The following is a 12,810-nucleotide window of genomic DNA, read 5'->3' as shown; positions in this document are numbered from 1 at the left end:
ATTAGGCTTTCATGGACTTTAATTTAAGCGATAGCGCCGCAACAATCATTCAATTGTCACTTGCTCCTATTTTTTTAATCGTCGGTATTGGTCAACTGGTCAATGTAGCAACGGGCAGATTAGCTCGAATTGTCGACCGTGCAAGGTACTTCGACGACATGCTTAGTGAAGATCCTAGTAAGCTCAATAACAAGTGTATTCGTGAACTGGTTTCTTTAAGAAGACGCATGCGTTTTTCAAATTGGGCAATTACATTGCTCACTAGTTCTGCAGTAACTGTCTGTATTAATGTAATTTTATTATTGCTCAATGGTGTACTCACGACTGAGTTAAATGCAGCAGTCATTGTGACATTTATCATTAGTTTGACATTTTTGACTGCCGGACTTGCTGCATTTTTATTCGAAGTCAGTTTAGCAACAGCGTCATTGAAAATTAACCCTAAGTATTTTGACCACTAAGAATCTTTATATTCACTTTCGCTTTTCAATTGACAATAAAGCAACAATATTTTAACTTTAGTCTTATATAAGATATAAAACCTGAGTAGGTGAGCCTTAAAATGACAAAACAACTAAATACCATTCCTCGCGTTGGTTTTGGACTCTGGAAAGTCCCAAAAGAAGAGTGTGCAGATGCAGTCTATAATGCAATAAAGTTAGGCTATCGGCATTTAGATAGTGCGTGCGATTATGGGAATGAGCTTCAAGTTGGAGAAGGCATTAAGCGCGCCATTGATGATGGTCTTTGTACGCGAGATGAGCTATGGATTACTTCTAAATTGTGGAATACCTACCATGCCAAAGAACATGTAGAAATTGCACTACAAAAATCACTTGATGATTTGCAGTTAGATTACTTAGATTTGTACTTAATTCATTTTCCAATAGCTCAGAAATACGTACCTATAGATGTGCGATATCCACCTGAGTGGATTTTTGACCCCAGCTCAGAAAACCCAACAATGCAAAGAGCACCTGTTCCTTTATGTGAGACTTGGGCTGCTATGGAAGTTGTTTGTAAAAAAGGGTTGGCGAAACAGATTGGCATATGCAATTACAACTCAGGACTATTGCATGATTTAATGTCTTATGCAGAAATAAAACCAGCCATGTTACAAATTGAAAGTCATCCCTATCTGACTCAACAACGACTCATTAGACTAGCGAAAGACTATGGGCTCGATGTCACTGCATTTTCTCCACTTGGGGCATTGTCTTATCTTGAACTAGATATGGCAGGAGCATCTGAGTCAATATTGGAGCAAGATGTGGTAATATCTGTTGCAAAAAGGCTGAATAAAACGCCTGCTCAAGTTGTTTTAAGATGGGGTATACAACGTGGGAATGCGATCATACCAAAGACTTCAAAAGTTGAGCGTTTGAAAGAAAATATCTCAATTTTTGATTTCGAATTATCACAAGCAGAAATGGCCGCAATTGACGAACTCAACATTAACCGTCGATTTAATGATCCCGGTGATTTTTGTGAGGCCGCATTCAATACTTTCAACCCAATATATGACTAGGAGCGAACATGACTAATGTAATCAGGTTTGTCGACGTGCCACATCAACTTGCATGTGGTGATTCCGTATTCCCTAGTGTAGTGTTAAATGAAGATGGGTTAAAAACCACGCAAGAGTGTGCTGAATGGATAGTAGCGAACAAACAAGTGTTAGAAGAACGTCTTCAAAGTTCCGGTGCAATATTGTTTAGAGGTTTTCCTTTGTATTCTGCAGAGACCTTTGATGAATTTTCAAATTCATTTGGTTATCCGAACTTTACATACAAAGAATCGCTTTCTAACGCAGTCAGAATTAACTTTACTGAACGCGTATTTACAGCAAACGAAGCACCCAAGGACGTTGAAATATACTTGCATCATGAAATGGCCCAAACACCTATTTCACCTAGTAAGCTATTTTTCTTTTGTAAAAGTGCAGCCGAAGAGGGGGGCGCTACGCCGCTGTGTCGCTCGGATATGTTGTTCTTAGAACTCCAAAAGCAAGACCGCACTTTAGCTGATGAGTTTGAACAAAAGGGCCTTAAATATACCACACATATGCCGGCTGAAGACGACCCCAATAGTGGTCAAGGTCGAAGCTGGAAAAGTACATTAAGCGTTGAATCAGTTGAAGAGGGCGAAGCAAAGCTTAAAGAACTTGGTTACTCGTGGGAATGGATGCCGGATAACAGTCTTCGCGCGACCACGCCAGTACTTCCGGCTGTTGTTACCCTAAAAAATGGAAATAAGGTTTTCTATAATCAATTAATCGCAGCATACATGGGCTGGAAAGGCGTCAGAGAAAACCCTGCTAGTGCAATTACTTTTGGCGATGGCTCTCATATCGCAGCAAGTGGACTTGAGCTCGTTGCATCTCTAGCGGCGCAGTTTACTTTTGACTTACCTTGGCAAGACGGTGACGTCGCACTCGTTGACAATTATATGGCTATGCACGGGCGTAAGCCGTTTTCAGGTGAAAGAAAGCGACAGGTTTTAGTTGCCCTCGCTATGGATGAAGCTTGAGCTCTGTCGCACAAGGTCCTGTGGAGCAAGTAAAGGTCTTGCTGCCCGGTATAGCCACTACCATTGTTGTGGGTTTGGCCGCACTCTTTTTAAGTGAGCATTATGGCGCGCCAGCGATGTTGTTTGCATTGCTTCTCGGTATCGCTATGTCGTTTATCTACCAAGATACAAAATGCAAAGCTGGCATTGAGTTTACTGCTTGCCATATATTACGAATTGGCGTTGCATTACTAGGATTAAGAATCGCTTTTAATGATTTGGTCACGATGGGCTGGAAAACCGGTGCACTACTCATTTTTGCCATTGGGTCGACTATCTTATTGGGTATTGCATTGGCAAAAGGCTTTGGATTAAAAAAGCGTTTTGGTGTGCTAACAGGTGGTTCAGTAGGGATCTGTGGGGCATCAGCAGCCATGGCAATTTCAGCTGTATTGCCAGAAAGTAAACAAAAAGACAGAGACACTATGCTGACCATCATCGGCGTAACCACATTATCCACGATAGCTATGGTGCTTTATCCCATCTTCGCGAGTGCGTTGAGTTTAGATGAAACACAAACGAGTTTATTTTTAGGTGCGACGATTCACGATGTCGCTCAAGTGGTAGGCGCCGGCTATTCAGTATCAGAACAAACGGGTGACCTTGCAACCTTGACCAAGTTAGTCAGAGTGGCGTTTTTGATGCCTGTGGTGGTATGTATATTATTGGTTTTGCGGATGAATTTTGATAGCGCAAAAGATGCTAAACCACCTGGTGTTCCCGCCTTTCTAGTTGGCTTTATATTGCTTATGACACTCAATAGCTGGGTTGAATTGCCCGCTATTGTAACTAATGGGGCAACCGATATTTCTCGTTTCGCATTGGTTGTTTCTATCGCGGCAATTGGTATGAAGTCTAACCTAGCCCAAATCACCGAAGTTGGCTTTAAACCGATCTTCATCCTGATTGCAGAAACCGTATGGATCGCCGGCCTAATTCTGCTTTGTATTCCAATGCTATAGCTAATGATGTAACAACTTACACCGGTGAAACTTGTTACATCGAAGAAACGTCATTCCCTTGAAAAAGAGAACCTCCTTGGAACATAGCAAGCTTTAAACATCAACCAACGCACTTCGTAAGCAATATTCAGCTTTTGCCAGATAAGCCCTATGCATTCATAAAACCGCTGTGCGCCATCCTTGGCCGCTGCTGCCAACACGTCCTGTGTTGGAAGCTTTTATGAATGCATAGGGCTTACCTGGCGCGCTGAATGTTCTTTGGTAATGTTTGCTCGATAATTTGATTGAATAGTTTGATCGATTTGTTTTACGTTTATAAATTTACGAGATTCCTTCATTCGAAGGAATGACGATATAAATTTGTCACAACAAAGTAACGTTACGAACGCAAACACAGTATGCTGCTTAGAACTCAAAGAATTATAAAACCAATAAAAAAGGCGTCCACAAGGACGCCTAAGCACACCACACAAAGAACTTTAGAAGTTCACTCGCAACTGAACACCGAAGTGGCGGTCAGCATCTCTAGGGATTTGATAGCGGAAATTATCGCCGCTGTATGTTGTTACGAATTTCTCATCGGTAAGGTTCTTCGCAATTAGAGAAACTCTGTAAGCATCGTCATCAAACGAGAATGCGACACTTGCATTAATTAATGCGTAGTCAGGTAAGAACGTAACATCACCTGGGTTGGCATCAGTGCCAGGGCCACCCGCGTTGATATCGTCTGTATAAACATAAGAAGTATTAAAGAATACGTCCATGTCATCCATTTCCATCACGTACTCACCGGTTAATGAGTATTTTAGATCAGGTGAAAACGGTAGGTCTGCGCCTGAATTTCCGTCACATGTATCAAGACCAACTGGACATCTGAATTGATCTACAACGGCATCAACGCTAGACAAGCCACCTGTTAGTAAGAAGTTATCCGTTGCTTGCCACATGAAGTCTAACTCAATACCTTCGGTGGTCACCGATCCTGCATTGGTTAAGCGAGTGATAAATACGCCATCTAATAACTCGGGGTTGTTAGCTTGGAAACCATCAATGTCTGTTCTAAAGGCTGCAACATTAAAAATTAAGTCACTGGTTGCGTACTTATATCCGATTTCGTAAGCGTCTGATTCTTCTGGGCCGATAGGCAAGGTGTCTTTTTCTGACATGTTATAGAACACATTAAACGCAGGGCCTTTATAGCCTTGTGAATAAGTTGCATAAACCATGCTTTCATCACTGATGTCATACTGACCACCAAACTTTATTGAAGTATTCGATTCGTCAGTTGAGCCGTCAAAATCAGTACCAAATGCACGAACTCCAACGCCTGTTCTGCTGTATTGATCGTTGCTACGACGATTGTGCTTAAAACTAATATCATCTTGGGTGTAACGCGCACCAAAGAGTAAACGAAGATCATCATTTATGTGGTACTTAGCATCAGCAAACAAGGCCCAGTTTTTAAACTCTGTTTCCATAAATGCTGTTGCACTCACAATATCGTTTGCGTTACAGCTCAAGCCTTCGCTTGCGATAAAGTCATTGATTTGCGCATCAGTGGGATTAGCGACACCTAATGTGTTTTCGAGGTATGCGCCAATAGCAGCAGGGAATTGTCCGTTATTATTCTGACATGAAGCATCACGTGTAAAATTACGCTCTGACTGCTGATTCCACCAGAAGAACCCTGCTTGATAATCAAATGCGCCGCCCACTGGAGAGGCAATTCTTAACTCTTGAGAAATCTGATCCCATTCTTGGGGGCCAATATCATGTAGTTGGAAAGGCACACCAAAGACAGGGAAGGGGGCATCACCTGCTGTTGACGTAAAGTCACCTTCACGAAATTCTGTATTACTCCACGAACGATACGCTGTAATTGATGTTAGGGTATGGTCGCCTAATTCTTTATCTACTTGAATAGAGAAAGCAGTGTGTTCGTCGATTGTGCGAGTTTCAAAATCGTGGTCAACAAAACGCTGGTCTAGGTCTAAATCGCCAGGACCTGAACTATTTGGAGAAGCTTCAGAGTTGTGACGGCCGCTTGGTGCTAATTCTAGATCCGCACAACAGTTATCATTTGACTTTACACTCTCAAAGATAAATAAAATGTCGGTATCGTTACCAGCGTCTACATCTAGCATGGCTCGCACGCCTTCTTTGTCGTAGCCATTGGTCGTTTGGTTGTTGAACACGTTTTCAATGTAACCGTCAAATTGGCTTTTAAGGAAGGTTAGGCTGCCGTTTACATTATCGTTTAACGCTCCTGATACTTTTCCTTTCAACCGATATTCATTGTCTTCCATTAGTGTGGCTTCAAACATGCCTTCGAAAGTGTCTGTTGGACGCTTTGACACCATATTTACCACACCAGCGGATGCATTTTTACCAAATAACGTGCCTTGTGGCCCGCGCAACACTTCAATGCGTTCTAAATCATATAAATCTACAAAAGCTTGACCTGAACGACCTAATACTACGTTATCAACGACGGTTGAAACACTTGGCTCTGCTGCAATACTGAATGAAATTGTACCAATACCACGCACGGTAATTGCCGAGTTTCTTGTCGTATTGCCTTTTCTAAAGCTAACGGAAGGCACCAGAGCCTGCAAACCTTCGATATTTGCTGCAAACGCTGAGTTAATTTGCGCTTCTCGCAAAACTGATACTGCAACAGGCACTTCATTTAAATTCTCAACGCGCTTTTGCGATGTAACGGTAATTTTCTCTAAGCCTTGTGATTCAGCATCTGAATTTTCTTGTGCATTCGCTGTCAGTCCAAACGCAAGGCAGGTACTTAATGCCAATGCTTTTGTAAGGCCTTGTTGTATGGTGCTTGGTTTAAAAGTCATCATGTGTTCTCCAAGATTTGTTTTTATTGTGTCCGTGTATCTGATTGATCAGATTAGAACCAGTGCGGCAACGAGAAAATATGTGTGTGTTTTCATTGCTGCCCTTCTTACGACTACGTATTTTGAGTTGTGTATTTGAATAGTCGCTTTCCTAAATAAAACAAGTGGTCTTATATAAGATAGAAGATATACAAAATTTAGCTGATAAGTTAATGATGTGCAATATAAATGTTATAAAATCGTTATTTATTGATTTAATTTTCTTTATACGCTTTGATGAATGATAGGATTAAGTGTGTTTGAGCAACTCGTTTAGACTGGACACTGTGCAACAGAGTCTTCTAATAAAGTTAGCCATCGATTTCCAAACTTGCTAATAAACCACTCTCTTATTGGGGTAGAAGTTTTTTTAAAAGCTTCTTTTTCTTCTATCGAGGGTCTGTAAATTGTCCCGCCGGCTTCTTCAAAAATTTGATAAGAACGAGATTCCATAGTTGCTACGAGATTGTTCGCTGCGACTTGTTGTTTTTCAAAGCCTTCTAAAATGATAGCTTGGATATCTGGAGGAAGTGTTTGCCAAACGGGCTCTGAAAACCACCACAAGGTCGCCATGTATGAATGGCCATCTAACACTATGAACTTTAAATGCTCCTCGAGTTTTGCGCCAATGATGTCCTGTATACCGTTTTTGCTTCCTTCAACTACGCCAGTTGCCAGCGCTGTATAAAGCTCGGCCCAGGATATTGGCGTAGGGTTAGCGCCTAATGCTCTGACTAATTCTTGTTGAATTTCGGCAGGTGTTGTACGAATCTTTTGACCAACTAAGTCTTCGGGCTTTTGTATCGCTTTGTTGGTAGTAGCGAAGTTTCGCCAGCCCCCGGTATTTGAGACTCCGACCAGGCGCAAGCCAAGTGCTTTGTCTAAAACAGCTTTTCTCATTTCATTAATAATGGGGCCATCTAACACGCATTCAGCTTGTTTATCGCTTTTGAATAAATAAGGAATATCCAAGACTTGGGCAGGACCAAAAAAATTCCCAGTACCGCCTGCTGTGCTGGGGAACATCTCTAAAACACCTTGTTGCAAATTACTAATGCATTCTGGGACGCTTGCACAAAACTGACCAGATGGATAAATCGCGACTTCTACTCGCCCATTACTCTTTGCTTCGACATATTCTTTAAATGCCATCAAACCGACATAATCTTCATCTTGAGTAGAGGCTTGAATAGCGGCTTTTATTGTAAATTCCGCTTGGCTTGTGGTGGAACGCCAAATACCGACAATACTGCTAATAGCTACGAGCGCATAGATAAGCAACAGTGAGAGGCGTTTGGTATTAAATCGATTCGACATCTTTAGCCCCTAAGCGAAACCAAACCATCTTGGTAAGGTCATCGTGATTGCAGGAAAGTAGGTGATTAAGAAAATAACAAAGGCTTCGACCGCTAGGAAGGGAAGCATTTCGTAGGCAATATTTTCGGTCTTCTCACCAGACACTGATGCAGAAACAAACAGGACTAAGCCCATTGGAGGTGTTGCCAAGCCAACGGTTAAATTGACACACATGATGACTGCAAAGTGAAGTGGATCGATGCCTAATGAGATAAATATAGGCGCAAGCACGGGGCCTAGTATTAATATCGCTGGACCCGCATCTAGGAACATGCCGATTGCAAATAAAAATATATTAATAATGAGTAAAAGCAGCAATACATTACTCGTTATTTGCGTGATCTGTTGAGCCAGTGTATCTGCCATGCCCGAAACTGTGATTATCCAAGCAAAGGTCACGGCAGACCCCACTAGTAGTAAAATCGTGCCTGATTGCACGGCTGCGTTAACCAACACCAGTGGAAGTTGTTTAGGTTTAAGCGTACCGGTTATAAATAGCGTAACGACTAAGGCATAGGCAACAGCAACTGCTGCGGCTTCGGTCGGGGTAAACACACCTGCTAATATGCCACCTAACAAAATAACCGGCGTCAGTAATGGCAAAAAAGAGCTTTTAAACGCACTTCCTCGTTGGCCCCAAGTGGCCTTTTCATTCGCTACGGGGTAATTTCGCTTTTTAGCAATGCGACTCGTCACCAACATTAATCCGATGCAAATCATAATGCCTGGCACAATACCCGCCAAAAACATGCCTGCAACCGACACGTTCATGATAAACGCATAGAGAATCATGATCCCAGAGGGTGGAATGATTGGTCCAATAACGGAAGACGCTGCGGTCACTGCGGCAGCAAATCGTCGACTATAGCCATTTTGCTCCATAGCAGGTATGAGCATTTTACCCAGTGCAGAGGTATCGGCGACTGCAGAACCAGACAAACCCGCAAATAGTACTGAAGATAAAATATTAACCTGAGCAAGCCCCCCTCGATAATGTCCAATCAGTGTTTGGCTAAAGCGAACAATTGATTGAGTAATACCGCCTTGATTCATCAATTCACCTGCTAAGATGAAAAAAGGAACGGCCATCAACGGAAAGGAATTCATGCCTGAAAATAAACGATTTACCAAGGCTGATAAATACACCTCTTTGCCATCTATCATTAGGCTGACACCGGGACCTATCAACAATGCGAAAACAACAGGCGTACCAGCAGTTAATAATAGAATGAAAATCCATATATAGCTGAGCGACATCTATTTCAGCTCCTGTTGGAAGACATTATTTGAATGAATAATTGGTGTTGAGGTTTGCTCTAGCAAGCGTTGAATGCCGACTAGAAATAAAGAGCCAAAAGCGTAGGGCATGCACAAATAAACATAAAACAATGAAAGTGGCACTGATGCAGCGTTGATACTTGCGCCGTTTGCAACAAAGCCCAAACTGTATTTAAAAAATAAATAGGATATCAGTAGCACCAAAAGTGTAACGGCAATTTCGGCCACACGCGCAAGTGCCGCAGGCAGCGCTTGGTGAAACATTTCGATTGACACATTTAGATGATGTTTATACGCATATGGGGCAACTAAACAGGCGATCCACACCATTGCGAACTTTGAAAGTTCTTCTGTCCAAGTTAATGAATCATTGAGCAAATAGCGAAAGCCTACTTGAGCGATGATCATACAGACCATCGCGGCTAAGAACAGCCCCGCAGTCCATCTACCAAAATTAGCATTAGCTTCATTTAAGGTATCAAGTAAATTAATAAATCCTTTTAACAAATTCATCATTGCCTAGTTAAGTTCAATCGCTGAGTTTGGCCACTGAGGGAGTCGTTCAAGCTTAGTATAATCGGCAGAAATTGCCTGCGTATGTTCAACTTGTTCGCCGATAGCTATTGTATGCCCTTGTTTTACAAACACAGCCATTTCGTCAAGTTCAAGCGAGAGTGTTAACAGTTGTCCACCCGAAAATGGCGTTGCGCAAGGAAAACGTAGCCAATCGCCTTTGGGCAAATAAACCTCAACTTTGCTGTGTGGGTTAGTACAAGGTGCAACTAACATACTGTCGCCAAGCATGTACTGCATTTCAAAGCTTTGGGCGATGCGATCATCTGCAAAGGCGAGGGGCATTGCTCGCATCACGGGCAGGCCTGTTTCGCTAGCTTGGTGCATTACACTGTAAATATATGGCATCAATATGTATCTTAGTTTTAATGCTTTATTGACCGCGGCCTCTGCCTCAGGTCCATAACTCCAGGGTTCACGCTGACCAATGCCATGCAAACGCATGTGAGCACTGAACACTGCAGCTTGTGACCATCTAACGAATAACAATGGGTCACGCTTGTCTTTGTAGAAGCCACCAACATCTGTTGCAAAGTAGGGCGCGCCAGACATTCCCCAAGATAAAGCGCCGCGAATACTGCCAATTAGACCACCCCAATCAGCTTGTGGATCGCCACCCCATTGGCTTGGGTATCGTTGTGAACCTGCCCAAGCAGATCGACTAAATAAGAACGGACCTGATTGACAGTATTTAGCCGCTGCCTCATACACACAACGGTTATATAACAAGCTATATGCATTGTGCAGTCTAATGCCTGAATCGCCATTGTAGGCAAGCATATTGTCGTCTTCTAGTTGCTCACCAAAATCAGCTTTTATCATATCAACGCCGATATCAAATAAAGGTTTATGGGCTTCTAGCCAAAAATTAAATGCGTCAGGGTGCGTAAAATCAACGATACCAGATTCAGGTAACGGAGTGAGCACTTCGGCAAATGCGCTCATGTCCCATTGGTAGCGATAGGCTTCACCCGTTCGTTTATCTTTAAGTAGCCAACCTTTGGCCGCCATTTCATCAAACAGCTTGTTTTGAACCGAAACCAAAGGGTATTCCCAAACGCATACTTTAAAGTTTTGATCCTTGAGCGTTTTGATAACAGATGCTGGGTCGTCATAACGTTTAGGATCCCACTCAAAAGCAAAACGCGTATCAGTATCTTGCCAAGCTCTGCCATCTATGGTGATCACATCACATGGCATATTGTGTTCGCGCACTGCTTTTGCTGTCGCAAGTAGCTCAGGCACATCTTTGTAATAAGCTTTTGATAAAATCACACCAAGGCTCCACAAAGGTGGAACGGGGGCTTTGCCTGTTAAGTGCGTATACATTTCCAGTGTATGTAGCGGCGAGTCTGAGTCGAGTAAGTAAATATCAAAAAATGCATCTTCAATTAGCGCAGTGTATGCACGTTGTGACCAAGCAGGGTGACCAACAGAATGAGTAACGGGCGCAGGAGTATTAATAAATATTCCCCACCCCTCAGGACTCCACGCAAAGGGCGTGTTTTTATATGAAATTTCTGCGTTGACACCCAAAGCATCAACGTTAAATGAGCGGATAAGGTGACCGCGTTTGTTTAAAGAAGACCATTTTTCACCGAGCCCATAAACAGGCTCTTCAGCACCAAGATCCAAACTAAACAGCCAACCTTCATCTGTTTGAGCAAGCGGAGGTAACCGGTACTGTCTAACAAAATGTTCGTCGTTAGGTGTTTTTTGAATGATGTGTTTACCCTTTGACCAAGTAAAAGCAAAAGGGGATTTTTGAATGCTTATTTGATACTTATCCGATGAGATAAAAACATGAGTATCAGATAAGTCCAATTTAAGCGTACACGCAACAGTGTCATTAATCACAATGCCATAATCAAAATCGTGCGCTTTTTTAGTAGTTGTTAAGCGCAATCCAAACTCATTAATTGAAATGCAAATATCGTCTTGATTAGTCTTAAGAATGACCGTCTCTTTTGAAGACAGACTTGCATCGAGAACGACGCACTGTTCTATTTTGTTCCAGTCAGGAGTCTGTAAAGAAAGCACAGGCTTAGAATTCCTTTAGTATATGCTACTGGTTAGTCTTGTATAAGACATAAGTTATAGTTTTGTTAAATTATTGTCAATCTGCAAATGTGAGTATTTCAATTTCGTTGATAGGTGCGCAATTAATATTAGCAGTGATCGAGAGGCCATTTGTTCAAATATGGGATGATTGGCCTTAATAGCTTGAATATTAATAGGTATTAATATTAATCTAGTCGCAAGTGTTTAAAAGAATCCAGTATGAACAAGCAGAAATTTGACAACAAGCTCAATAGACCTAACCTAGCTTTTCAACCCTTGTATAAACAGGTTGAAGAGCATGTAAAGCAATTAATAATCGAGCAAAGATGGAAGCCCGGCGAAGCCTTGCCAAATGAATTTCAACTTGCTGACGAGTTAGGCGTTAGCCAAGGTACTGTTCGTAAAGCGTTAAATGGCCTGACTGATTCTAAGATATTAACGCGTAAACAAGGCGTTGGAACCTTTGTCTCTGAGCACAATAACCAGCAAAGTTTGTATCGCTTTTTCCCGCTCATCAAAGACGGAGCAGCGCCGGAATTACCTAAAGCCGTACTATTATCACTCGCTATCGAAGAGGTGACTCCCGAAATAAGAAGTAAGTTAGGCTTAAAGTCGACAGAAAAAGTTATCCACCTTGTGCGCCAACGCGTCCTGCAAGAGCAGTTTTGTATTATCGAGTCTATTTATTTACCACACAAGTTTTTTAAAGGCTTGGAAACTGAAACTGACTTGCCACACACCCTATATCATTATTACCAGCAAGAATTTAACTTAACTGTTCAAGATACCCAAGACAGCATCAAAGCCGTGTTGGCAAACATAGAAGATGAAAAGCTTTTAGGTATCAAACCAAACTCCGCATTGTTAGAAGTTAAACGAATTACACGTACTATAGACGGTAAAACGATCGAATATCGAGTGAGTCGTTGCCGCAGTGATGAGTTTCATTATTTGGTGGATCTGGGATAGGCGAATCCTAAGTCTTAGACGAAATCAGTGCCAATGCGAAGCTGGCTTATGGCTTTCTAAAGATTAAGACTGTTTTATTGATAAGCTAGGTTTATAAACTGTAGTGTTATATTATAACAATATCATAAAAATAAATTCAGCTAGTTACC

The 12,810-nt window shown here is 42.0% G+C and carries 10 protein-coding genes; 5 read left to right on the top strand and 5 right to left on the bottom strand.

Features of this window, described 5'->3' with window-relative positions; genetic code table 11:
• Positions 1 to 11 precede the first annotated feature (11 nt).
• From KUL10_RS02365 to KUL10_RS02350, 4 genes are all read left to right on the top strand, one after another.
• Positions 12 to 461, top strand: a complete 450-nt coding sequence (locus KUL10_RS02365; protein ID WP_110427286.1) for a DUF2721 domain-containing protein — start codon at positions 12 to 14, stop codon at positions 459 to 461.
• A gap of 101 nt (positions 462 to 562) precedes the next feature.
• A complete protein-coding gene (locus KUL10_RS02360) occupies positions 563 to 1,528 on the top strand; it encodes an aldo/keto reductase (protein ID WP_110427285.1) in 966 nt (321 codons plus the stop codon).
• Positions 1,529 to 1,536: 8 nt separating this feature from the next.
• Positions 1,537 to 2,529: a TauD/TfdA family dioxygenase gene (locus KUL10_RS02355; protein WP_110427284.1), complete on the top strand. Its 993-nt coding sequence runs from the start codon at positions 1,537 to 1,539 to the stop codon at positions 2,527 to 2,529.
• Positions 2,526 to 3,530 (top strand): YeiH family protein, encoded by a 1,005-nt coding sequence (locus tag KUL10_RS02350; RefSeq protein WP_373415167.1) that lies wholly within the window; start codon positions 2,526 to 2,528, stop codon positions 3,528 to 3,530. Before KUL10_RS02355 ends, KUL10_RS02350 begins: the two co-directional genes overlap by 4 nt.
• Positions 3,531 to 4,009: 479 nt before the next feature.
• Here the strand turns inward: KUL10_RS02350 and KUL10_RS02345 are convergent, their stop codons facing one another.
• The 5 genes from KUL10_RS02345 to KUL10_RS02325 form a co-directional block, all read right to left on the bottom strand.
• Positions 4,010 to 6,385, bottom strand: a complete 2,376-nt coding sequence (locus KUL10_RS02345) for a TonB-dependent receptor (RefSeq protein ID WP_110427591.1) — start codon at positions 6,383 to 6,385, stop codon at positions 4,010 to 4,012.
• Between the two features lie 312 nt (positions 6,386 to 6,697).
• On the bottom strand, positions 6,698 to 7,741 hold the full coding sequence (gene dctP / locus KUL10_RS02340) for a TRAP transporter substrate-binding protein DctP (RefSeq protein WP_110427283.1): 1,044 nt from the start codon (positions 7,739 to 7,741) through the stop codon (positions 6,698 to 6,700).
• Positions 7,742 to 7,750: 9 nt separating this feature from the next.
• Positions 7,751 to 9,037 (bottom strand): TRAP transporter large permease, encoded by a 1,287-nt coding sequence (locus KUL10_RS02335; RefSeq protein WP_110427282.1) that lies wholly within the window; start codon positions 9,035 to 9,037, stop codon positions 7,751 to 7,753.
• Positions 9,038 to 9,571 carry a TRAP transporter small permease gene (locus KUL10_RS02330; RefSeq protein WP_233499688.1) on the bottom strand — a complete coding sequence of 178 codons (534 nt, stop codon included), beginning with the start codon at positions 9,569 to 9,571 and terminating at the stop codon, positions 9,038 to 9,040.
• Positions 9,572 to 9,577: 6 nt separating this feature from the next.
• On the bottom strand, positions 9,578 to 11,671 hold the full coding sequence (locus KUL10_RS02325) for an alpha-xylosidase (protein ID WP_110427280.1): 2,094 nt from the start codon (positions 11,669 to 11,671) through the stop codon (positions 9,578 to 9,580).
• 240 nt (positions 11,672 to 11,911) lie between these two features.
• Here KUL10_RS02325 and KUL10_RS02320 point away from each other — a divergent pair, with 240 nt between their 5' ends.
• Positions 11,912 to 12,661, top strand: coding sequence for a GntR family transcriptional regulator (locus KUL10_RS02320; protein WP_110427279.1), 750 nt, complete (start codon positions 11,912 to 11,914; stop codon positions 12,659 to 12,661).
• Positions 12,662 to 12,810 lie beyond the last annotated feature (149 nt).

This window comes from Glaciecola sp. KUL10, from assembly GCF_003203515.1.
Lineage (GTDB): Bacteria > Pseudomonadota > Gammaproteobacteria > Enterobacterales > Alteromonadaceae > Glaciecola.
Note: the sequence above shows the minus strand (reverse complement) of the source record. Positions and strands in the feature narration are given on the sequence as shown.

Excerpts from the sequence above, each read along its gene's own strand:
- KUL10_RS02365 (WP_110427286.1), top strand. The coding sequence starts at position 12 with ATGGACTTTAATTTAAGCGATAGCGCCGCAACAATCATTCAATTGTCA.
- KUL10_RS02360 (WP_110427285.1), top strand. The coding sequence starts at position 563 with ATGACAAAACAACTAAATACCATTCCTCGCGTTGGTTTTGGACTCTGG.
- KUL10_RS02355 (WP_110427284.1), top strand. The coding sequence starts at position 1,537 with ATGACTAATGTAATCAGGTTTGTCGACGTGCCACATCAACTTGCATGT.
- KUL10_RS02345 (WP_110427591.1), bottom strand. The coding sequence starts at position 6,385 with ATGACTTTTAAACCAAGCACCATACAACAAGGCCTTACAAAAGCATTG.
- dctP (WP_110427283.1), bottom strand. The coding sequence starts at position 7,741 with ATGTCGAATCGATTTAATACCAAACGCCTCTCACTGTTGCTTATCTAT.
- KUL10_RS02335 (WP_110427282.1), bottom strand. The coding sequence starts at position 9,037 with ATGTCGCTCAGCTATATATGGATTTTCATTCTATTATTAACTGCTGGT.
- KUL10_RS02330 (WP_233499688.1), bottom strand. The coding sequence starts at position 9,571 with ATGAATTTGTTAAAAGGATTTATTAATTTACTTGATACCTTAAATGAA.
- KUL10_RS02320 (WP_110427279.1), top strand. The coding sequence starts at position 11,912 with ATGAACAAGCAGAAATTTGACAACAAGCTCAATAGACCTAACCTAGCT.